This is a genomic window from Pseudomonas wadenswilerensis (genome assembly GCF_024749185.1).
GTDB classification, from domain to species: Bacteria; Pseudomonadota; Gammaproteobacteria; order Pseudomonadales; family Pseudomonadaceae; genus Aquipseudomonas; species Aquipseudomonas wadenswilerensis.
Window position 1 is genome coordinate 877,793 of the sequence record NZ_CP087191.1, and the last position, 20,850, is coordinate 898,642.

Below are 20,850 nucleotides of genomic sequence, written 5' to 3' on the forward strand. Positions count from 1 at the left end.
GATTCAGGACGACCATGAAGATGAAAACAACCAAGACTCTGCTGCAAGCCGGTGTACTGGGCCTGTCCCTGTTGGCGACCAGTGTCATGGCGGCGGTTTCCGCCGACGAGGCGGCCAAGCTGGGCGCCAGCCTGACGCCGATGGGCGCGGAAAAGGCCGGCAACGCCGACGGCTCGATCACCGCCTGGAAGCCGCTTTCCAAAAGCGCCGGTAACGTCGACGGCAAGGGCTTCCTTTCCGACCCGTTCGGCACCGAGCAACCGAAGTTCACCATCACCGCGCAGAACGTCGACCAGTACAAGGACAAACTGTCCCCAGGCCAGGTCGCGATGTTCAAGCGCTACCCGGACAGCTTCAAGATGCCGGTGTACCCGACCCACCGGGGCGCGAGCGTGCCGGATGCGGTGTTCGCGGCAATCAAGAAAAACGCCACCAGTACCAACCTGGTGGGTGGCGGCAACGGCCTGGAAAACTTCGACACCGCCGTGCCGTTCCCGATTCCGAAAAGCGGCGTCGAAGTGATCTGGAACCACATCACCCGTTACCGCGGTGGCAGCGTGACCCGCCTGGTAACCCAGGCCACGCCGCAGCAGAGCGGCTCGTACAGCCTGGTGTACTTCAAGGATCAGTTCGTCTTCCGTGACCGGATGAAAGACTACGACCCAAGTAACCCTGGCAACATTCTGTTTTACTTCAAACAAGAGGTAACTGCGCCAGCGCGCCTGGCGGGTACGGTCTTGCTAGTTCATGAAACGCTGGACCAGGTGAAGGAACCACGCAAGGCGTGGGTGTACAACGCTGGCCAGCGCCGCGTACGCCAGGCACCTCAAGTTTCCTATGATGGTCCTGGTACCGCTGCTGACGGCCTGCGAACTTCTGACAACCTGGACATGTACAACGGCGCGCCGGACCGTTACGACTGGAAGCTGGAAGGCAAGAAAGAGCTGTTCATCGCCTCCAACAGCTACAAGCTCGACGATCCGAAGCTCAAGTACGCCGATATCCTCAAGGCCGGGCACATCAACCAGGACCTGACCCGTTACGAGCTGCGCCGGGTATGGCATGTGGTCGCGACCCTGAAACCGGGCCAGCGCCATATCTACGCCAAGCGTGACTTCTACATCGACGAAGACACCTGGCAAGCCGCGGTGATCGACCAGTACGACGGTCGCAACCAGCTGTGGCGCGTGTCCGAGGCCCACTCCCAGGACTACTACAACGTCCAGGTGCCGTGGTACACCCTGGAAGCCATCTACGACCTGCAATCGGGGCGTTACCTGGCCCTGGGCATGAAGAACGAGGAAAAGAAAGCCTACGACTTCGGCTTCACTGCCTCCAAGGCTGACTTCCAGCCTGCAGCGCTTCGCCAGTCAGGCGTGCGTTAAGCTTCAAACCTCCGTGTGATCTCCCAGAACGCCCCGGCTTGCCGGGGCGTTTCTGTTTGCGCATCCTGACCGGCTCGGGTTTGTCGTTTTTTGTTGTAGTCTTTTTTCCGCAAAACGGGGCAATCATCTTCAAATGTGCGGTTTAACCCGCTAGTCTGCCCTGATCCGTACTGCCGAAGATTCCCTAACTAAAACGAGCCGGCCATGACTGATCTGTCCCGTACGCAAGGGTTCGCCAGCCAGGCCATGAGCATCCTGGAGGGCCGTTTCTTTCGCCCGCCACTGCCCGAAGGCCATGTGCCGCGGGCGCGCTTGTGCCAGCGTTTGCACGCGGGGCTCGGTGGGCGTTTGCTGCTGGTCAACGCACCGGCGGGCTTCGGTAAAAGTTCGCTGGCGGTGGAGTTCTGCCAGGGCCTGCCCAACCACTGGAGCAGCCTGTGGCTGGGGTTGAGTCGGCGCGACAACGACCCCGGGCGTTTCCTTGAGCGTCTGCTCGAAGGCTTGCAGCAGTACTGCCCGGCGCTCGGCGGCCAGGCCCTGGGCCTGCTGAAGATGCGTCAGCGACACCAGCCGTTTGCTTTCGAAGAGTGGCTCGACGGTCTGCTCGATGAACTCGCTCGTCACCTGCAACCGCATAACCCCTTGCTACTGGTGCTGGACGACTACCACCTGGCTCAGGGGCCGGTGCTCGATCGCTGCCTGCAGTTCTTCCTCAATCACCTGCCGCCTGGCCTGGTGCTGCTGGTGACCAGTCGGCAACGGCCGGACTGGCACCTGGCGCGCCTGCGCCTGTCGCGCCAGTTGCTTGAGCTCAACGAGCAGGACCTGCGCCTGACCACCGATGAATCCCTCGCCGTGCTTGGCCAGCAACCCACGGTGTTGCGCGGGCAGGCGCTGGACAACCTGATCCAGCGCAGCGATGGCTGGGTCGCCGGTTTGCGCTTCTGGCTGCTGGCCGCCAACGAGGCGGGCGCCGACAGCGCCTTGCCTCAGGCGCTGCATGGCGGCGAAGGGCTGATTCGCGATTACCTGCTCGAAGAAGTCATCGAGATACTGCCGGCCGAAGTGCAGGGCTTTCTCTACGACACCGCCTGCCAGGAGCGCTTTTGCGCAGAACTCTGCGACGCCCTGCGTGAAAGCCATGACAGCGCCGAGATCCTCCGTTACCTGCAGGCCCACCAGGTGTTCCTGGTACCGCTGGACGAACACGGGCGCTGGTTCCGTTATCACCACCTGTTTTCCGACCTGCTGCGCACCCGCCAGGCCAGCCTGCCGCTGTCGAGCCTGCATTTGCGTGCCTGCCGCTGGTTTCACGGCCAGGGCCTGCTCGATGAAGCCGTCGAGCAGGCCCTGCGCGCCGGGCACCTGGATGTGGCCGCCAATCTGGTGCAGAACCTGTCCGAAGAACAACTGCTGGCCGAGCAGAACGTCGGCATGCTCCTGCGTTGGAAGATGGACCTGCCCGATAGCCTGCTGATCAGCACCCCGCGGCTGATCGTGTTGTACAGCTGGGCCCTGGGCCTGGCCGGGCAGCTGGATGCTGCCGAAGAACTGGCCAGCCACCTGAGCCGCTTCCTGCCGGCGCCTTCGGCCACTGCGCAAAAATCCATGCTGGCCCAGTGGCTGGCGTTGAGCGGGGTGATCGCGCGCGGTCGTGGCGACCGCCAGCGCACCCTCGAATACTGCTCCGAAGCCCTGCACAGCTTGCCGTTCAAACGTTACGGGCAGCGCCTTGTATGCCTTTCGACCCTGTCCAACCTGGCCATCGCCGATGCCGATTTCTGGCGCGCCCGTGGCTGGAACCGTGAGGCACTGGAACTGGCTCAGCGGGTGGGCAATCCGTTATTTGAAGCCCTGGCCCATTACGATCGGGCGCGGGTGCTGCACGCCCGCGGCGAGGTGCTGCGCGCCCTGGATGAAGTGCGCCAGGGCTTGCAACGCCTGCAGGGCTTGTCGGCGCAACGGCTGTACGCGGCGCGGGCACGACTGACGTTGTATGAGGGCTATCTACTGGCGGCAAGGCTACAGCCGGAGGCCGGGCGTAGCCGCCTGCGTGCCGGGCTGATCGAGGCCCGCGCCTGCCGTGACATCAGCGTGCTGATCGGCCATTGCGTGATCGCTGCGCTGGATGGCCGCGAAGGGCGATTCGCCGAAGCCTTCGCCGAGCTTGCCGAAGCCGAGCGGCTGATGCACATCTGGGACGTGCCGCCGATTTTCTATCTGGCGATGATCACCCTGGTCAAATGCGAGCTGTGGCTTGCGCAGGGCCGCACCGACCTGGCCGAATCCTGGCTGCTGCGCCTGGGCCAGACCTACGGTGGCGAACAGGCGGCGGCCGCACCGGAGTTCCACCCGCTGTTGCCGCCGCATATCGAGTTGCAGCAGGCCTTGCTCGAACGCACCCAGGGCCGCCTGGAGCAGGCCGGGCGGCGCTTGCAGGCGCTGGTGGAGCGTGGCCAGGCCAGTGGTGGGCAGATGCTCTGTGTCACCGCGCTGTGCCAGTGGATGGTGCTGCTGCTGGCCAACAACAACGAAGGCCAGGCGCGCGACCTGTTGGTGCTGGCCCTGGAGTCGGCTCGCGGCGGGGCGCTGCAACCCTTCCAGCGCCTGTTGCAGGATCACCCGCAGTGGTTGCGCGAACAGTTGCTGTTGCAGCCTCCGGGCCCGGCGCAAATCGGCTTGCTGGGCTTGTTGCCCGCGCTTGAATCAATTGAACCGGCCAGCGGCGCCAGCGAGGCCTTGAGCACCCGCGAGATGGCCGTGCTCGAACTGATTGCCCAGGGTTGTTCGAACCAGGAGATCAGCGAGCGCCTGTTCATCTCCCTGCACACGGTGAAAACCCACGCCAGCCATATCAACAGCAAGCTCGGCGTCGAGCGTCGTACCCAGGCGGTGGCCCGGGCCAAGGCGTTGGGCATGCTGCATTAGCCATGCGCCGGCCCGGCACCGGCAAGCAGGGCTGCGGCGCTTTACTATCCAATGGCTATAAACGATGATGGCGCAATGCCATTATTTGCTCCGTGACTGGTACGAACGTCCGCCAAATATGCGCTCTGCAAGCCTCAAGCTATCGCCCTGTGTGGCCGATACTCTGCGAGTGCGGCCCGATTCACCGCCGCAGCGAATCTACCCGCGAAGCCGAGCCTGTCCGTGAAGGTGTCTCTGCGTCCATTTTTTTATTTGCCATGACAGGTCTCGTGGATGCAGGTCTACAGCCAAAAAAGCTTTCTGATCGTCGATGATTTCTCTGATTTTCGCAGCTCGGCCCGTTCCATGCTGCGCGAGCTGGGCGTACGCGATGTCGACACGGCCGACAGCGGTGAGCAGGCGCTGCGCATGTGCGCGCAGAAGCGCTACGACTTTGTCCTCCAGGACTTCCACCTGGGCGATGGCAAGAAGAACGGCCAGCAGGTGCTCGAGGACCTGATCCTCGACAAGCTGATCAGCCATGAGTGCGTGTTCCTCATGGTCACTGCCGAAAGCAGCCAGGCGATCGTCCTCAGCGCGCTGGAGCACGAGCCCGACGCCTACCTGACCAAGCCGTTCAACCGCATCGGCCTGGCCCAGCGCCTGGAAAAACTGGTGCAGCGCAAAACCCTGCTCAAGCCGATCCTCCAGGCCCTGGACCGCGGCCGCCCGGCCGAAGTGCTGGCGGCCTGCGCCGAGCTGTGCAAGAAGGACCCGCGCTTCGCCCCGCTGTGCCTGCGCTACCGCGCCGATGCCCTGCGCGACCTCAACCGCTTCGATGAGCTGGAGAAGTTTCTCACCACCATCATCGCCAGCCGCGCCACGCCCTGGGCCTTTGCAGCCCTCGGCAGCCTGCTGTACAAGCGCAACCAGTTGGCCCAGGCCCAGGGCGTTTACGAGCAGGCGCTCAAGGCCTTCCCGATGATGCCCGGCCTGTACGACGGCCTGGCCGAGGTGCTGGTAGCCCTGGGCGAAAGCAAGCGCGCCCAGGGCGTGCTGGAAGAGGCCGTGCGTCTCTCGCCGCTGGCCGTACGCCGGCAGATGATGCTGGGCAAGCTGGCCCTGAGCAACGACGACTACGACACCTCGTCCAAGGCCTACCGGCACGCCGTCAACCAGGGCCAGAGCTCGCGTTACAAGGACCCGGAGAGCAACCTCGGGCTGGTCCAGGCCCTGATGAACAAGAACGCCGGCAACGGCCTGGATGCGCGCACCCGGGTCGAGATCAACACCGTGCTCAGCGAAGTGGCCAAAGAGAATGTCGAAGACCAGGGCCTGCAGGTGCGCGCGCGGTTGATGAAAGCCGCCAGCCTGCAGCAGGCCGGCGACGCCGAAACCGCCGCCAAACTGACCGAACAGGCCATGGCCCGGCTGGAGAAGATGGACCAGTTTTTCTCGGTGGAAGCGGCGCTGGTAGTGGCCACGCAACTGCAGAAACTGGGCCAGGAATCTGCCGGTACCGCGATTCTCAAGGGCTGCGTGGAAACCTACGGTGACGACCCCAAGGTGATGCAGAGCGTGGCACAGCTGACTGATGATCCGGCGGTACTCGGCGCAGTCACTGAAGCGGTCGACCTCAACCGCCAGGGCGTGCGCAGCTACCAGGCCGGTCAGCTCAGCGAAGCCCTGGCGCAGTTCCGCCGGGCACTGACGCTGCAGCCGAAGAACATCAGCATCGCCCTCAACACCGCACAGGCGCTGTTGCGCATCGGTGGTGAGACACCGCCGCCGGCGATCATGGACGAGTGCCGCGCGTGCCTGGGCAGCGTGACCGGCATCCCGAAAAGCGACAACCGTTACGATCGCTACCGCAAACTGCACATTCGGGCCTTTGGCGCATGAACCAGGACAACCAGGGGCTGGATTTTTCCACGGTGATCGCCTCCACCGTACACGACATGAAGAACTCCCTCGCCGCCCTGACCCAGGCTCACAGCCAGTGGTTGGCGCGCTTGCCGGAGGCCCTGCGCAGTGGCAGCGAACAGGGGGTGATGGAGCACGAATTCAGCCACCTCAACGGCATGCTGGTGCAGTTGCTGGGCCTGTACAAACTGGGCGTCAACCAACTGCCGATGTGCCCCGACTATCATGAGCTCGACGACTTTATCGAAGCCCAGCTCGCCGCCCAGCAGAACCTGCTGCAGCACCGCGACATCCTCGCCAGCTGGCGCATCGAAACCGCCAGCCCGCTGGGCTTTTTCGACCGCGAACTGGTCGGTTCGGTGGTTGCCAACATCCTCAACAACGCCATTCGCTATGCCGGGCACACCTTGCTGATCAGCGTCAGTGACGAAGGCGAACAGTTGGTGCTGAGCATCAACGATGACGGCCCGGGCTTCCCGGCGCGCATGCTCGAGCGTCAGCAGGAGTATGTGCAGGGTATCGATGGCCAGAGCGGCAGCACCGGCCTGGGCCTGTACTTCGCGGCACGGATTGCCGCGTTGCATGAACGCAACGGGGTGAAAGGGCGGATCGAGATTGCCAATGGCGGGGCCTTGGGGGGAGGGCTGTTCAGGCTTTATCTGCCATGAAGCGTGGCGAGCGACTTCTTGAAGTGAAGTGACGAGCGTCGTCGCAGGCACAACCGGCCTGTGCGACACTCCGTCATTTGCTCCACAGGATTGCTCCGATGAACCCGGCAAAACCCGCCCTGATCCGCGAAACCTTCCCCGTCGGCCCTTTGCAGTGCAACTGCACCATCATCGGCGACCCGATCAGCAAAAAGGCCCTCGTCGTCGACCCGGGTGGCAACCCTGAGCAGATCCTCGCCCGCCTGGACGCCCATGGCCTGAAAGTGGTGAGCATCATCCATACCCACGCGCACCTTGATCACTTCCTCGCCTCCGGGCAGCTGAAGGAGATGACCGGCGCCACCTTGCACCTGCACAAGGACGACCAGTTCCTCTGGGACAACCTGGAAATGCAGTGCCAGATGTTCGGCGTGCCCTACACCCCGGTGCCGGCACCGGACCGCTGGCTGGCCGACGATGAAGAGCTGGCCTGCGGCTGTGGCGTGGCCTTGCACACCCCGGGTCATACGCCGGGCTCGATGAGTTTCTGGTTCGCTGACGCCAAGCTGCTGATTGCAGGCGATACGCTTTTTCGGCGTGGGATTGGTCGCACCGATTTGTGGGGTGGCGATCAGGCGACTATCGTTCGTTCGATCAAGCAGCGCCTGTACAGCCTGGATGAACAGGCCACGGTGGTGACCGGGCATGGTCCGGATACCCGCCTGGGCGACGAGATGCGCCAGAACCCGTTCGTGCGCGCCTGACCGTTAAGGGAATTTTTTCGCTTTGCTGCAATCCAAGGCTGGCATAGATCCGAATCAGATCCGCTGCACTTTCGAATTACAGTAGGAGCTTGTCCATGTTCACCATGCGTCGTTTGATTATCGTCGCTACCGCTGCCGCGCTGATGTCCGGTTGTGCCAGCCAAAACCCGTATGACAGCCAGGGTCAGGCGCAGCAGGGCTCCACAGGGATGAGCAAAACCGCCAAGTACGGCGGCCTGGGCGCGCTGGCCGGTGCCATTGCCGGTGCTGCCATCGACCATAACAACCGCGGCAAAGGTGCGCTGATCGGCGCTGCCGCCGTCGGTGCTGCCGCCGCAGGTTATGGTTACTACGCCGACAAGCAGGAGGCCGCGCTGCGTGAAAGCATGGCCAACACCGGTGTCGAGGTTCAACGCCAGGGCGACCAGATCAAACTGATCATGCCGGGCAACATCACCTTTGCCACCGACTCGGCCAACATTGCCCCGAGCTTCTACTCGCCGCTGAACAACCTGGCCAACTCCTTCAAGCAGTTCAACCAGAACACCATTGAAGTGGTCGGCTACACCGACAGCACCGGCAGCCGCCAGCACAACATGGACCTGTCCCAGCGTCGTGCACAATCGGTGGTCACCTACCTGACCTCCCAGGGTGTCGATGGCAGCCGCGTCAGCGCCCGCGGCCTGGGCCCGGACCAGCCTATCGCCAGCAACGCCGACGCCAACGGCCGCGCGCAGAACCGTCGGGTAGAGGTCAACCTCAAGCCGATTCCCGGGCAGCAGTACCAGTAAGTCGCAAGATGTGAAGAAGGGGAGCCTGGCTCCCCTTTTTTGTGCCTGCAGTGACCTCATCGCTGGCAAGCCAGCTCCCACAGAGGCCTGGCTAGCATCCTGCAACAGCCTTGGGCTGGTAGTTTGAGCGTCCCAGGACCTATCCTACGAATTCTGTCGCCCTGCAGATGATTGCTCCGGGGGAAGTACGCCACTAGGCTCACTGGGTCGCTGATGTATCAGCGATCGGGTTTGGCGACCCGAGTACATCATCCTGCTTCCATGACGTCAGTCGTTATGGCAGTTGTGCGCAGGAGGGCTTCGGCCCTGCCGGGTTGTCCTGATGTCTCGGTTCGCCAACCTGCGTACAGCTGCCACCATTTCTGTTTGGCGACATTGATGGTGCAGCTCCCTTAACATCAGGAGCTTCATCATGAAAAAGATCGTGTCGAAGATGCGCTGGTGCATGCGTCGCTGTATTTGAAGTGCGCAAGCCTGACCGGGCCGCTGGCGGTCGAGCATACCCGTGAGCCGGGGCGAGGGTTTCTTCAGGCGACCCTGCATTCCCATGAAATGGCCAAGGCATTGGTTGATGCGTTGCTCGATGGGCTGGAGAGCCGTTTGATCAGGATGCCAGGCGGCGCCTGAGTTGCGAGCGCGTTGCGCTCGATCGCTGGCAAGGCCAGCTCCCACAGGTCCGGAGTGTGCCCAGATTAACTGTGGGAGCCGGCTTTGCCGGCGATACGGTCGGTCAGGCGACTCAGCTTGGGCTTCTGGTGGTGATCTTCAGCACATCGGTATAAACGATGACCACAGACTGGCCGACCTTGAGATTCTTCATGCGCGCCTGAAGTTCAGGGTCTTCGACCTTCACTACCTTTTGTGGACCTTCAGGTGGCGTCAGCGTGACTTCGTGGGTTTTCAGATCAATCTTGGTGATCTTCGAGGTGACCTTGATCTGCCGAAATGCCTCGCCACCTGGGTTAGGGTTGTCCTTGGTGGCGCGAATGACACCGGCCTCCTTGCTGATGCCCGGGGCCTTGGTGAGGTCGGTTTCGAGCACAGTGGCAACCGAGCGGTTGACTGTGATGTTGACCAGGTCGCCGACCTTGAGATTATGCAGGTCCTTGGCCTGTTCGCTCACCTGGATCGGCACCTCAGAGTTCTCAGGCCCTGCCACCGTCACGACGCGCTTGTCGAGGTCAACGGCAAGGACTTTGGTATCCACCACATCCTCAGTGGCGACAGCGTCGATCAGCTTCTCTTCTGCCTGCACCGTGAAACTGGCTGCAGACAGAAGTGAAACAACAGCAAAAGCATGGGCAAAGCGGCGCAACGGTTTCATAGGCTTACATTCCTTGTGATGGCTAATGAAAAACATCGTAGGAAGTGAGCATAGATGCTGTCCGGCAAATTACCCGTCGGCGTTTTGTCGCAGCCGTTCGAGCAAGGCGTCCTTGTCCTGCCACAGCTGGTTGATCCATTGCTGGAAGGCCAGGCGATAGGTTTCATCCTGGTCGTAGTTCTTGCCCAGGAACTCCGCCGGAATCGCCAGTTCCTCGAAGTGCACGACAATGTGCCTGACCCGCCCGCACAGCAAGTCCCAGAAGCCCGGTGCACCGTTCGGATAATGAATGGTGACGTTGACGATCGACTGCAGTTGCTCGCCCATGGCATCCAGTACAAAGGCAATGCCGCCGGCCTTGGGCTTGAGCAGGTGCTGGAACGGTGACTGCTGCTGGCGATGCTTGGCCTCGGTGAAGCGCGTGCCTTCGGCGAAGTTGAAGATCGCCGTCGGCTTGCCGCGAAACTTGGCGCAGGTGCGGCGGGTGGTTTCCAGGTCCTTGCCGGCCTTTTCCGGGTGCTTGGCCAGGTACGCCTTGGAATAGCGCTTCATGAACGGAAAGCCCAGCGCCCACCAGGCCAGGCCGATTACCGGCACCCAGATCAGCACCTGCTTGAGGAAGAACTTCAGCGGGCGGATACGGCGGTTGAGCACGTACTGCAGTACCAGGATATCGACCCAGCTCTGGTGGTTGCTGGTGACCAGGTAGCTGTGCTGGTAGTCCAGCCCGGCCAGGCCCTCGACCTGCCAGCGGGCCTTGCCCAGCAGGTTGATCCAGGCATTGTTGTTGCTGATCCAGGCTTCGTGGATGTGGCGCATCAGTTCATCGGTGAGCCGTTGCGCGGCCGCGAACGGCAGGCACAGCTTGAACAGGCTGACGATGAACAACGGGGTGCAGCAGACGATGGTGTTGAGCCCCAGTAGCAGCGAGGCGATAACCCCGCGCAGTGGCGCGGGTAGCAATCCGAGCATGTTCAGCTATCCAGTGAGCGGTTGGCCTGAATGGCGGTCAGGGCGATGGTGTAGACGATGTCGTCGACCTGGGCGCCGCGTGGCAGGTCGTTGACCGGCTTGCGCAGGCCTTGCAGCATCGGCCCGAGGCTGACGCAGTCGGCACTGCGTTGCACGGCCTTGTGGGTGGTGTTGCCGGTGTTCAGGTCGGGGAACACGAACACCGTGGCGCGGCCGGCCACCTGGCTGTTGGGCGCCAGTTGCCGGGCAATGTCCAGGTTGGCCGCGGCATCGTACTGCAACGGGCCGTCGATCAGCAGGCCGTGTTGGGATTCCTGGGCCAGCACGGTGGCTTCGCGGACCTTCTCGACCTCTTCGCCGCTGGCCGAGTCACCGCTGGAATAGCTGATCATCGCCACTCGCGGGGCAATGCCGAAGGCTTCGGCGGAGTCAGCGCTCTGCAGGGCGATTTCCGCCAGCTCGTTGGCTGTCGGGTGCGGGTTCATCACGCAGTCGCCGTACACCAGCACCTGTTCGGGGAACAGCATGAAGAACACCGACGACACCAGGCTGCAGCCCGGCGCGGTCTTGATCAGTTGCAGGGCTGGGCGGATGGTGTTGGCGGTGGAGTGCACCAGGCCCGAGACCAGGCCATCGACCTCGTCCAGGGCCAGCATCATGGTGCCGATCACCACCGGGTCTTCCAGTTGCTGCTCGGCCATCGGCGCATTAAGGCTTTTGCTCTTGCGCAGGCTGACCATCGGCTCGACATAACGCTCGCGGATCAGGTCCGGGTCAAGGATCTCCAGGCCCTCGGGCAGGGTGATGCCCTGGGCGCGGGCCACCGCCTGGACGTCGTCAGGCTTGGCCAACAGCACGCAGCGGGCAATGCCGCGGGCCTGGCAGATGGCCGCGGCCTGCACGGTCAGCGGTTCTGCGCCTTCCGGCAAGACGATGCGCTTGTTGGCCTGCTGGGCGCGCTGGATCAACTGGTAGCGGAACACCGCGGGCGACAGGCGCAGTTCGCGCGGTGTGCCGCAGCGCTGGTGCAGCCAGTCGGCGTCCAGGTAGCTGGCGACGAAATCAGTGATCAGCTCCGCGCGCTCGCGGTCATCCACCGGGATTTCCTTGTTCAGGCCGTTGAGCTGGTTGGCGGTGTCATAGGAGCCGGTGCTTACCGAGAGAATCGGCAGGCCGGCCAGCAGCGCGCCCTGGCACAGTTCGAGGATGCGCGGGTCGGGTTTGCTGTCGCTGGTCAGCAGCAGGCCGGCCAGCGGCACGCCGTTGATCGCCGCCAGGCTCACCGCAAGGATGATGTCGTCGCGGTCGCCCGGGGTCACTACCAGCGTGCCGGGCTTGAGCAGCGGCACGGTATTGGCCACGGTGCGGGCACAGATGATGATCTTGTTCATCCGCCGGGTTTCGTAGTCGCCGGCATTGAGCACCTGGGCGCCGAGCAGTTCGGCCACGTCGCGGGTACGCGGATCGTTGAGGCCGGCCTGGAACGGGATGCAGCCGAGCAGGCGGAAGTCGCCGCCGCGCAGCAGCGGTGAATGCTCGGTCAGGCGCGCGGCGAAGGCGTTCATGTCTTCGTCGGTGCGCACCTTGTTGAGGATTACCCCGAGCACTTTCGGGTCGCGCGGGCCGCCGAACAGCTGGGCCTGCAGCTCGACGCGCCCGGACAGCTCGGTGAGCACTTCGTTTTCCGGCGCCGACACCAGGATCACCTCGGCATCCAGGCTCTTGGCCAGGTGCAGGTTGACCCGCGCGGCGTAGCTGGCGTGGCGGGTCGGGACCATGCCTTCGACCACCACCACGTCCTTGCCGACGCAGGCCTGCTGGTACAGGGTGATGATTTCTTCGAGCAGTTCATCCAGTTGACCATCGCCGAGCATACGCTCGACATGGGCCAGGCTCAGCGGCTGTGGCGGCTTCAGGCCATGGGTACGGGCAACCAGTTCGGTGGAGCGCTCAGGGCCGGTATCACCCGGGTGCGGCTGGGCGATCGGCTTGAAGAAGCCGACCTTCAACCCGGCGCGCTCCAGGGTGCGCACCAGGCCCAGGCTGATGGAAGTCAGGCCGACGCCAAAGTCGGTCGGCGCGATAAAAAATGTCTGCATGCGAGCTTCTCGAAATGAGCTGTGCAAAAGAGTCAATTGCCAAGGGTATCGCTATCGGCCCCCTGAGCGCACCCGCCGCAAATATCCGGCAACCCGTTTGTCCGGGTTGCGTTCGCTTTCAGGCGATGCCTTGGTTACACTTGTTCGTTCTACATTCTTATGCAAAAGGTCTCGCCCCATGCTGATCGCCGCCAAAAAGGCTGTCTCCATCGACTATACCCTGACCAACGACGCTGGTGAGGTCATCGACAGCTCCGCCGGCGGCGCTCCGCTGGTCTACCTGCATGGCGCAGGCAACATCATCCCGGGTCTGGAAAAAGCCCTGGAAGGCAAAACCACCGGTGACGAACTGGAAGTCGCCGTCGAGCCGGAAGACGCCTACGGCGAATACCTGGCCGAGCTGGTCAGCACCCTGAACCGCAGCATGTTCGAAGGTGTCGACGAGCTGGAAGTGGGCATGCAGTTCCACGCTTCGGCGCCGGATGGCCAGATGCAGATCGTCACCATTCGCGACCTGGACGGCGACGACGTCACCGTTGACGGCAACCACCCACTGGCTGGCCAGCGCCTGAACTTCAAGGTCAAGGTCGTCAATGTGCGTGAAGCCAGCGAAGAAGAAGTAGCCCATGGCCATGTCCATGGCGAAGGTGGCCATCACCACTGATTTTCTGCGCTAAGCTCAGAGAGTCGCGAAGGCGCCCGGGCAAGTCCGTCGCTCCAGCAGGGGAAGACGGCTTGGCAGGGCGCCTTTTTAATGGGCTGGGTTTACTGATTGCAGCCCCCAGCGGCAACCGGGATCTGGAAAGGGGAGTACGTCATGAGTGCATTTCACGACCTGAAGTTGACAGCGCTGGACGGCCAGGAATTGCCTCTGGCACCGTTCAAGGGCCGGGTGGTGCTGGTGGTCAATGTCGCCTCCAAGTGTGGCTTGACCCCGCAGTACGCGGCGCTGGAAAACCTTTATCAGCAGTACAAGAGCAAAGGCTTCAGCGTGCTGGGCCTGCCGTGCAACCAGTTTGCCGGCCAGGAACCGGGCACGGAGAAGGAAATTCAGACGTTCTGCAGCCTGAACTATGGCGTGAGCTTCCCACTGGGTAGCAAGCTCGAAGTTAACGGTCATGACCGTCATCAGCTGTACCGCTTGCTGGCCGGCGAAGGCGCCGAGTTTCCGGGCGATATCACCTGGAACTTCGAGAAGTTCCTGGTCGGCAAGGACGGCCGGGTACTGGCGCGCTTCTCGCCACGCACCGCGCCGGATGATCCGGCGGTGGTGCAGGCGATCGAGAAGGCTCTGGCCTGATCGGCCCCATCGTGGGGCAAGCCCGCTCCTGCAGAAGTAGGAACGGGCTTGCCCCGCGATGCTGTTCAATCACCCAGATCAATAGTACTGGGCCACCCGAACGGCTCACCCTATCCTCAGGCGCATTCCCTATTCCCAGGAGCGCCGCATGTCCGCCACCGCACTGTTCACTCCCTTCCAACTGGGCGCCCTCGAGCTGCCGAGCCGCGTGGTCATGGCACCGATGACCCGTACCTTCTGCCCTGGTGGCGTCCCTCACGCACAAGTGGTTGAGTACTATCGTCGCCGCGCCGCCGCAGGCGTTGGGCTGATCATCACCGAAGGCACCACGGTCGGTCATAAAGCCGCCAATGGCTACCCGAATGTGCCGCGTTTTTACGGCGAAGATGCCCTGACCGGCTGGAAGAAAGTCGTTGAAGCCGTGCACGCTGAAGGCGGGCGCATCGTGCCGCAGCTCTGGCACGTGGGTAGCGTGCGCCGCCTGGGTACCGAGCCGGATGCCAGCGTGCCGGGCCATGGCCCGAGCGAGAAGCTCAAGGACGGCCAGGTCGTGGTGCATGGCATGACCCAGGCGGATATTCGTGAAGTGATCGAGGCTTTCGCCCAGGCCGCTCGTGATGCCCAGGCCATTGGCATGGATGGCGTCGAGATCCACGGTGCCCATGGTTACCTGATCGACCAGTTTTTCTGGGAAGCCAGCAACCAGCGCACGGACGAATACGGCGGCGACTTGGCCGGCCGTTCGCGCTTTGCCATCGAGTTGATCCAGGCCGTGCGCGCCGCGGTAGGCCCGGACTTCCCGATCATTTTCCGTTTCTCGCAGTGGAAGCAGCAGGACTACAGCGCGCGTCTGGTGCAGAGCGCCGATGCCCTGGGCGCATTCCTGCAACCACTGGTGGATGCTGGTGTGGATATCTTCCACTGCTCGACCCGACGCTTCTGGGAACCTGAGTTCGAAGGTTCGGACCTCAACCTGGCTGGCTGGACCCGCCAGCTCACCGGCAAGCCGACCATCACCGTCGGCAGTGTCGGCCTGGATGGCGAGTTCCTGCAGTTCATGGTCGCGACCGACAAGGTGGCCCAGCCGGCCAGCCTGGAAAACCTGCTCCAGCGCCTGAACAACGACGAATTCGACCTGGTGGCAGTCGGTCGTGCCTTGCTGGTCGACCCGGAATGGGCGGCCAAGGTGCGCGATGGTCGCGAGCAGGACATCCTGCCGTTCAGCCGCGAGGCGTTGACGACCCTGGTTTGATCGCAATTGCCGCTGCAGTCGGGCGCGCCATGCTGACCTGACTCTGGCGGCAGGCTGCCTGCAGATGCGCCTCGAATTGCTCGACAATCGCCGGCCAGCCCTGACGGCTGGCATGCTGGCGGGCATTGAGGCGCACCCGGCGCAGGGTTTCCGGCTCTTCCAGGAACCAGCAGGCGGCATCGATAAAGGCCGCTTCGTCCCCTGGCATGGCCAGCGCACCGCTATGCCCGTGGCGGATGTGCTGGGCTGCCGCCGCTTGATCGTAGGCGACCACACCCAGGCCTGAGGCCAAGGCTTCGAGCACGACGTTGCCGAAGGTTTCGGTCAGGCTGGGAAACACAAAGATATCCCCTGAAGCGTAGTGTTCGGCCAGGCGTTCTCCGCGCTGGGCGCCGCAGAACATCGCGCCCGGCAGGCGCTGCTCGAGTGCGCTGCGTTGCGGCCCGTCACCGACCACGATCAGCTTGATGCACCGCTGCGGGTACTGTTGTTGCAGGGCGTCCAGGCACGGCTGCAACAAACCCAGGTTCTTTTCGGCGGCCAGGCGTCCGACATGCAGCAGGGCGATATCGTCGACGCCCAGGCCCCATTGCTCGCGCAAGGTCTGACTACGCCTGGCCGGGGTAAACAACTGGCTGTCCACTCCCCGTGCCATCAGGCTGAGGTTGTCGAAGCCGCGCCGTTCCAGCTCCAGGCGCTGGCTGAGGCTGGGCACCAGGGTGGTGTGGGTTCGGTGATGGAACCAGCGCAGGTAGTGGGTAAGCAGCCGCGCCAGCAGGCCGAGGCCGTACTCGCTGGAGTATTGCTGGAAGTTGGTGTGGAAGCCACTGACCACGGCGATGCCCAGGCGCCGCGCCGCGCGCAGGGCACTCAAACCCAGCGGGCCTTCGGTGGCGATGTAAAGCACATCCGGCCGTTGCCGGCGCCAGCGGCGCAGCAGTTTGTGCATCGACACCTGGCCCCATTGCAAACCCGGGTACCCCGGCAACGGCCAGCCGCGACACAGCAGCAGGTTGTCGTCGCTGGCCGAGGGCTGTTCAGCCGCTTGCCGCGGGCGTACCAGCTCGACCCGATGGCCGCGTGATCGCAAGCCATCGCTGAGGCGGCCAAGGGTGTTGGCCACGCCGTTGATCTCCGGTGGGAAGGTTTCGCTGATCAGGGTGACATGCAGGGACAGTGTGCTCATGAAGCCAGTTTCGACCGTGCCGATTGCCGCTCTGTGACCGCCAAATGACAGATCGATGACGCCTGATTACTGGCGATTGCAGGCGCGTAAATATTTCCCAGCAAGTGACTCAAGATTGCAGGTCCGCCAGCCGATGCAGAAGCATTCGAATGACTGATTTCGCTCCGGGAGAGCGTCATGTTCAACAGCAAACTCAAGCAAGAAATCCTCCGGCTGCGCGAAGAACTGCAATCAGTGGAGCAAGTAAAGTGCAGCCTCGACAGCGAGATGCTGGTGCTGCAGCTCGACCCGCAGGGGCGCATCGAATCGGTCAACAGCAACTTCGAAAAAGAGATGCGCTACAGCAGCCATCAACTGATTGGCCGCAACATCGAGGAAATCGTCCCGGCGCACGTCAAGCAGCTCGACTTTTACCAGCGCATGAAGCACGCCATTGCCCGTGGCGAGCATCTCAATGGCGCTTTCCGCCTGCTGCGGGGCAATGGCGAAGAGGCCTGGCTGCGCTCGATCCTGCAGCCGGTGAAAAACAGCGAAGGGCGCATCAAATACTTCACCCTTCACTCCAGCGATCTGACCCGCACCATCGAAACCTCCCGCGAGCACGAGAGCCTGATCAAGGCGCTGATGCGCTCCACGGCGGTGATCGAGTTCAACCTCAACGGTGAAGTGCTGACGGCCAACGAGCGCTTCCTGCAGACCATGGGCTACAAGCTCGACCAGGTGGTGGGCAAACATCACCGCCTGTTCTGCGAACCGGAAGAGTACAACTCGGTGGGTTATCACGCGTTCTGGGACAAGCTGCGCCGCGGCGAGTTCGTCGCCGAACGCTTCAAGCGCATTGATGCCCATGGCCGCGTGGTGTGGCTGGAGGCGTCCTACAATCCGATCATCGATGCCCATGACGTGCTCTACAAAGTGGTCAAGTTCGCCACCGTGATCACCGACCAGGTCAACCAGGAAACGGCCGTGGCCCAGGCTGCCGACATCGCCTACAACACCTCGCTGGAAACCGACGCCTGTGCGCGCAGGGCCACCGAGGTGGTGACCCAGACCGTGGATGTCATGCGCGGCCTGGAAACCTACATGCAGGAAGCCGCCGAAGGTATTGAGGCGCTGGACAAGCAGTCGCAGGTGATCGGTTCGATCATCAAGACCATCAGCGACATTGCCGGGCAGACCAACCTGCTGGCCCTCAACGCCGCCATCGAGGCCGCACGTGCCGGCGAGCAGGGCCGGGGCTTTGCCGTGGTCGCCGACGAGGTCCGGCAACTGGCTTCGCGCACCAGCACCGCGACTGAGGAAATCGCCCGAGTGGTGCAGCAGAACGAACACCTGGCCAAGGCGGCGGTGGATATCATCGACAGCAGCAAGCGCCAGGCCGAGCAAGGCCTGTCACTGGCCGGGCAAACCGGTACGGTGATCGTCGAGATTCAGGACGGTGCGCAGAAGGTGGTCAATGCGGTGGGGCAGTTCTCCAACCAGCTGTCGAGCTGATGGAGGTGCCGCGTAGCCGGGCGGCTACGCGGCGATGCCTCAGGTACGTTCGCGCACCCAGAACAGCGTGGCGCCCGCCACCGCCGCCGGCATCATCAGGATGTTGAGGAAGGGCACCAGCAACACCAGGTACACCGAACCGCCAAAGCCCAGGCTCTGCCAGCGTTTTTCGCGCAGCCAGGCGAGCATGTCCTGCCAGCTCATCTTGTGGTTATCCGCCGGGTAGTCGATGTACTGGATGGCCATCATCCAGATACCGAACAGCAGCCACAGCGGCGCGGCGACGATGTTCACCACCGGGATCAGCGAAAGGATGAACAGAGCGATGGCCCGTGGCAGGAAGTAGCCCAGCTTGCGCGCCTCGCGGCCGAGGGTGCGTGGCACCATGGCAGTGAGTTCGGCCCAGCTGAAGGCGGGAAAATCATCGGTGCCGCGCACCACCACTTCGACCTTCTCCGCGAGGAAACCATTGAACGGCGCGGCGATGATGTTGGCCAGCATGGTGAAGGTGAAGAACACCATCAACCCCACCAGAATCACGAACAGCGGCCACAGCACATAATTGAGAAAGCTCAGCCAGTTCGGCAGGCTGGGCATCAACGAATCGACCCAGAGGCTGAACTGATGGCCGGCAAAGTAGACCAGGCCGACGAACAGCAGCAGGTTGACCGCCAGCGGCAGCAGCACGAACAGGCGCAGGCTCGGGCTCAGGACCAGTTTCAGTCCTTCGCGCAGGTACTGTGGGCCAGAGAGGACAGGGGCTTGCATAAAGGGGGAGGCTCCGGGTAAAGGCAAACGCGCTGACCTTACCGAGTTTGTGCGGCGGGCGAAAGCGCGGCGCAGAGCGAGAAACGGGCTGTAACAAAACCTCGGCAGCATCCCGGGCTGGGCTTCATAGATAAACCGCGTGCGATTTTATTGATGAATAGAGCCGGCCTATAAGGTGGATTGTCTAAGGATATTTCCTTAATCTCTGCCACCTCGCTAAAGTGCGCACAACTTTTCAACGCCTTCGAATTCTGACTTTCAAGGAGTTTCCATGAGCATTCTGGTCAACAAGCAAGCCCCTGATTTCGATGCGGCGGCAGTGTTGGGCGACGGTTCGATCGTCGACAGCTTCAAGCTTTCTTCCCTGCGCGGCAAATACGTCGTGCTGTTCTTCTGGCCGCTGGACTTCACCTTTGTCTGCCCGTCGGAAATCATTGCCCACAACAACCGCATGGACAAGTTCCGCGAGCTGGGTGTGGAAGTGGTCGGTGTTTCCATCGACTCGCAGTTCACCCACCACGCCTGGCGCAGCACCCCGGTCGAGAAGGGCGGTATCGGCGCGGTCGAGTTCACCATGGTCGCCGACGTCAAGCACGAGATTACCCGTGCCTATGGCATCGAGCACGATGACGGCGTGGCCCTGCGTGCCTCGTTTCTGATCGACCAGCAAGGCGTTGTGCAGCACCAGGTGGTCAACAACCTGCCGCTGGGCCGTGAAGTCGACGAGATGATCCGCCTGGTCGAGGCCCTGCAGTTCACCGAACAGCACGGTGAAGTCTGCCCGGCCGGCTGGCGCCCAGGCCAGAAAGGCATGAAGGCCGATGCCAAGGGCGTTGCCGACTACCTGGCCGAGAACGCCGCCAGCCTGTAAGGCGGCGAGTTAACGTTTTTCAGGACCTGCGGCTAAAAGCCTTCCCCAAGTGCTTCGCAGGTTCTTTTTTATTCCAGCCGGCGATCCCGGCGATACGATGCTGGCAATTGAACGCCAGCTCGACAGGAGTGTGACATGTCTGAAGTACGCCATTCGCGAGTGATCATCCTCGGTTCCGGCCCTGCCGGTTACAGCGCTGCCGTGTATGCTGCGCGTGCCAACCTCAAGCCGCTGCTGATCACCGGCATGCAGGCCGGCGGCCAGCTGACCACCACCACCGAAGTCGACAACTGGCCGGGCGACGCCCACGGCCTGACTGGCCCGGCGCTGATGCAACGCATGCAGGAACACGCCGAGCGCTTCGAGACCGAAGTGGTGTTCGACCACATCAACGCCGTTGACCTGGCCAGCAAGCCGTTCACTCTCAAGGGCGACAGCGCCACCTACACCTGCGACGCACTGATCATCGCCACCGGCGCCAGCGCTCGCTACCTGGGCCTGCCATCGGAAGAAGCGTTCATGGGCAAGGGCGTTTCCGCCTGCGCGACCTGCGACGGTTTCTTCTATCGCAACAAGCCGGTCGCCGTGGTCGGTGGTGGTAACACCGCTGTTGAGGAAGCCCTGTACCTGGCCAACATCGCCAGCAAGGTCACCCTGGTTCACCGCCGCGAGACCTTCCGCGCCGAGAAGATCCTGGTCGACAAGCTCAACGCCCGCGTGGCCGAAGGCAAGATCGAGCTCAAGCTCAATGCCACCCTGGACGAAGTGCTGGGTGACAACATGGGCGTCACCGGTGCGCGCCTGAAGAATAACGACGGCAGCTTCGACGAAATCAAGGTTGATGGCGTATTCATCGCCATCGGCCACACGCCGAACACCTCGCTGTTCGAAGGCCAGCTGACCTTGAAAGACGGCTACCTGGTGGTGAATGGCGGCCGTGACGGCAACGCCACTGCGACCAACGTTGAAGGTGTGTTCGCTGCCGGTGACGTGGCTGACCATGTTTACCGTCAGGCCATTACCTCGGCCGGTGCCGGTTGCATGGCGGCGCTGGATGTCGAGCGCTACCTGGACGGCCTGCAGAACGCAGCGCTCTGAGGATTGCGCGAGCGCTCTGCGCTCGATCGCTGGCAAGGCCAGCTCCCACAGTTGATCTTGTGAGCTAAC

General features: G+C 62.7%; 18 protein-coding genes and 1 pseudogene. 13 read left to right on the forward strand and 6 right to left on the reverse strand.

Annotation, left to right across the window (positions count from 1 at the left end; translation table 11 throughout):
• Positions 1–20 precede the first annotated feature (20 nt).
• The 7 genes from LOY45_RS03945 (at position 21) to LOY45_RS03975 (ending at position 9,044) form a co-directional block, all read left to right on the forward strand.
• Positions 21–1,385 carry a DUF1329 domain-containing protein gene (locus tag LOY45_RS03945; protein WP_115088892.1) on the forward strand — a complete coding sequence of 455 codons (1,365 nt, stop codon included), beginning with the start codon at positions 21–23 and terminating at the stop codon, positions 1,383–1,385.
• Positions 1,386–1,589: 204 nt separating this feature from the next.
• The gene (locus tag LOY45_RS03950; protein ID WP_115088720.1) at positions 1,590–4,313 is read left to right on the forward strand and encodes a winged helix-turn-helix domain-containing protein; all 2,724 of its coding nucleotides are present in this window, start codon (positions 1,590–1,592) and stop codon (positions 4,311–4,313) included.
• A 273-nt stretch (positions 4,314–4,586) separates the two neighbouring features.
• Positions 4,587–6,194 (forward strand): tetratricopeptide repeat-containing response regulator, encoded by a 1,608-nt coding sequence (locus tag LOY45_RS03955; RefSeq protein WP_258578774.1) that lies wholly within the window; start codon positions 4,587–4,589, stop codon positions 6,192–6,194.
• The gene (locus LOY45_RS03960) at positions 6,191–6,883 is read left to right on the forward strand and encodes a sensor histidine kinase (protein ID WP_115088718.1); all 693 of its coding nucleotides are present in this window, start codon (positions 6,191–6,193) and stop codon (positions 6,881–6,883) included. The genes LOY45_RS03955 and LOY45_RS03960 overlap by 4 nt, the downstream gene beginning before the upstream one ends.
• 98 nt (positions 6,884–6,981) lie before the next feature.
• Positions 6,982–7,626 (forward strand): MBL fold metallo-hydrolase, encoded by a 645-nt coding sequence (locus LOY45_RS03965; RefSeq protein ID WP_233674490.1) that lies wholly within the window; start codon positions 6,982–6,984, stop codon positions 7,624–7,626.
• Positions 7,627–7,721: 95 nt separating this feature from the next.
• Positions 7,722–8,417, forward strand: coding sequence for a YiaD family glycine zipper/OmpA-like lipoprotein (locus tag LOY45_RS03970; RefSeq protein ID WP_115088716.1), 696 nt, complete (start codon positions 7,722–7,724; stop codon positions 8,415–8,417).
• A gap of 441 nt (positions 8,418–8,858) precedes the next feature.
• On the forward strand, positions 8,859–9,044 hold the full coding sequence (locus LOY45_RS03975) for a hypothetical protein (protein ID WP_258578775.1): 186 nt from the start codon (positions 8,859–8,861) through the stop codon (positions 9,042–9,044).
• Between the two features lie 112 nt (positions 9,045–9,156).
• Here the strand turns inward: LOY45_RS03975 and LOY45_RS03980 are convergent, their stop codons facing one another.
• The 4 genes and pseudogenes from LOY45_RS03980 to LOY45_RS03995 form a co-directional block, all read right to left on the reverse strand.
• A complete protein-coding gene (locus tag LOY45_RS03980; RefSeq protein WP_258578776.1) occupies positions 9,157–9,741 on the reverse strand; it encodes a hypothetical protein in 585 nt (194 codons plus the stop codon).
• Positions 9,742–9,810: 69 nt separating this feature from the next.
• On the reverse strand, positions 9,811–10,713 hold the full coding sequence (locus tag LOY45_RS03985) for an acyltransferase (RefSeq protein WP_115088713.1): 903 nt from the start codon (positions 10,711–10,713) through the stop codon (positions 9,811–9,813).
• A gap of 2 nt (positions 10,714–10,715) precedes the next feature.
• Positions 10,716–12,812 (reverse strand): phosphate acetyltransferase, encoded by a 2,097-nt coding sequence (pta, locus tag LOY45_RS03990; RefSeq protein ID WP_233674487.1) that lies wholly within the window; start codon positions 12,810–12,812, stop codon positions 10,716–10,718.
• 93 nt (positions 12,813–12,905) lie between these two features.
• Positions 12,906–13,022: pseudogene (locus tag LOY45_RS03995) on the reverse strand (DUF3565 domain-containing protein); the annotation flags it as partial.
• Here LOY45_RS03995 and LOY45_RS04000 point away from each other — a divergent pair.
• The 3 genes from LOY45_RS04000 to LOY45_RS04010 all read left to right on the forward strand — a co-directional run bounded on the left by LOY45_RS04000 (position 12,991) and on the right by LOY45_RS04010 (position 15,364).
• Positions 12,991–13,476, forward strand: coding sequence for an FKBP-type peptidyl-prolyl cis-trans isomerase (locus LOY45_RS04000; RefSeq protein WP_115088711.1), 486 nt, complete (start codon positions 12,991–12,993; stop codon positions 13,474–13,476). The pseudogene LOY45_RS03995 and the gene LOY45_RS04000 sit on opposite strands and share 32 nt — an antisense overlap.
• 153 nt (positions 13,477–13,629) lie before the next feature.
• Entirely contained in the window at positions 13,630–14,112 is a 483-nt protein-coding gene (locus LOY45_RS04005) for a glutathione peroxidase (RefSeq protein ID WP_258578777.1), read from the forward strand.
• Between the two features lie 148 nt (positions 14,113–14,260).
• Positions 14,261–15,364, forward strand: a complete 1,104-nt coding sequence (locus tag LOY45_RS04010) for an NADH:flavin oxidoreductase (protein ID WP_258578778.1) — start codon at positions 14,261–14,263, stop codon at positions 15,362–15,364.
• On the opposite strand, the gene LOY45_RS04015 is transcribed toward LOY45_RS04010, so the two are convergent.
• Positions 15,333–16,550 (reverse strand): glycosyltransferase family 4 protein, encoded by a 1,218-nt coding sequence (locus LOY45_RS04015; RefSeq protein WP_258578779.1) that lies wholly within the window; start codon positions 16,548–16,550, stop codon positions 15,333–15,335. The genes LOY45_RS04010 and LOY45_RS04015 overlap by 32 nt on opposite strands.
• A 177-nt stretch (positions 16,551–16,727) precedes the next feature.
• Between LOY45_RS04015 and LOY45_RS04020 the strand changes: the two genes are divergently transcribed.
• Entirely contained in the window at positions 16,728–18,044 is a 1,317-nt protein-coding gene (locus LOY45_RS04020; RefSeq protein ID WP_115088707.1) for a methyl-accepting chemotaxis protein, read from the forward strand.
• A gap of 39 nt (positions 18,045–18,083) precedes the next feature.
• Here LOY45_RS04020 and cysZ read toward each other — a convergent pair whose 3' ends face one another.
• On the reverse strand, positions 18,084–18,812 hold the full coding sequence (gene cysZ, locus LOY45_RS04025; protein WP_115088706.1) for a sulfate transporter CysZ: 729 nt from the start codon (positions 18,810–18,812) through the stop codon (positions 18,084–18,086).
• 271 nt (positions 18,813–19,083) lie between these two features.
• On the opposite strand from cysZ, the gene LOY45_RS04030 reads away from it, so the two are divergent.
• Positions 19,084–19,683, forward strand: a complete 600-nt coding sequence (locus LOY45_RS04030) for a peroxiredoxin (protein WP_010223549.1) — start codon at positions 19,084–19,086, stop codon at positions 19,681–19,683.
• 135 nt (positions 19,684–19,818) lie between these two features.
• Positions 19,819–20,781 carry a thioredoxin-disulfide reductase gene (gene trxB / locus LOY45_RS04035; RefSeq protein WP_134064282.1) on the forward strand — a complete coding sequence of 321 codons (963 nt, stop codon included), beginning with the start codon at positions 19,819–19,821 and terminating at the stop codon, positions 20,779–20,781.
• Positions 20,782–20,850: the final 69 nt, after the last annotated feature.

Excerpts from the sequence above, each read along its gene's own strand:
- LOY45_RS03945 (WP_115088892.1), top strand. The coding sequence starts at position 21 with ATGAAAACAACCAAGACTCTGCTGCAAGCCGGTGTACTGGGCCTGTCC.
- LOY45_RS03950 (WP_115088720.1), top strand. The coding sequence starts at position 1,590 with ATGACTGATCTGTCCCGTACGCAAGGGTTCGCCAGCCAGGCCATGAGC.
- LOY45_RS03955 (WP_258578774.1), top strand. The coding sequence starts at position 4,587 with ATGCAGGTCTACAGCCAAAAAAGCTTTCTGATCGTCGATGATTTCTCT.
- LOY45_RS03960 (WP_115088718.1), top strand. The coding sequence starts at position 6,191 with ATGAACCAGGACAACCAGGGGCTGGATTTTTCCACGGTGATCGCCTCC.
- LOY45_RS03965 (WP_233674490.1), top strand. The coding sequence starts at position 6,982 with ATGAACCCGGCAAAACCCGCCCTGATCCGCGAAACCTTCCCCGTCGGC.
- LOY45_RS03970 (WP_115088716.1), top strand. The coding sequence starts at position 7,722 with ATGTTCACCATGCGTCGTTTGATTATCGTCGCTACCGCTGCCGCGCTG.
- LOY45_RS03980 (WP_258578776.1), bottom strand. The coding sequence starts at position 9,741 with ATGAAACCGTTGCGCCGCTTTGCCCATGCTTTTGCTGTTGTTTCACTT.
- LOY45_RS03985 (WP_115088713.1), bottom strand. The coding sequence starts at position 10,713 with ATGCTCGGATTGCTACCCGCGCCACTGCGCGGGGTTATCGCCTCGCTG.
- pta (WP_233674487.1), bottom strand. The coding sequence starts at position 12,812 with ATGCAGACATTTTTTATCGCGCCGACCGACTTTGGCGTCGGCCTGACT.
- LOY45_RS04000 (WP_115088711.1), top strand. The coding sequence starts at position 12,991 with ATGCTGATCGCCGCCAAAAAGGCTGTCTCCATCGACTATACCCTGACC.
- LOY45_RS04005 (WP_258578777.1), top strand. The coding sequence starts at position 13,630 with ATGAGTGCATTTCACGACCTGAAGTTGACAGCGCTGGACGGCCAGGAA.
- LOY45_RS04010 (WP_258578778.1), top strand. The coding sequence starts at position 14,261 with ATGTCCGCCACCGCACTGTTCACTCCCTTCCAACTGGGCGCCCTCGAG.
- LOY45_RS04015 (WP_258578779.1), bottom strand. The coding sequence starts at position 16,550 with ATGAGCACACTGTCCCTGCATGTCACCCTGATCAGCGAAACCTTCCCA.
- LOY45_RS04020 (WP_115088707.1), top strand. The coding sequence starts at position 16,728 with ATGTTCAACAGCAAACTCAAGCAAGAAATCCTCCGGCTGCGCGAAGAA.
- cysZ (WP_115088706.1), bottom strand. The coding sequence starts at position 18,812 with ATGCAAGCCCCTGTCCTCTCTGGCCCACAGTACCTGCGCGAAGGACTG.
- LOY45_RS04030 (WP_010223549.1), top strand. The coding sequence starts at position 19,084 with ATGAGCATTCTGGTCAACAAGCAAGCCCCTGATTTCGATGCGGCGGCA.
- trxB (WP_134064282.1), top strand. The coding sequence starts at position 19,819 with ATGTCTGAAGTACGCCATTCGCGAGTGATCATCCTCGGTTCCGGCCCT.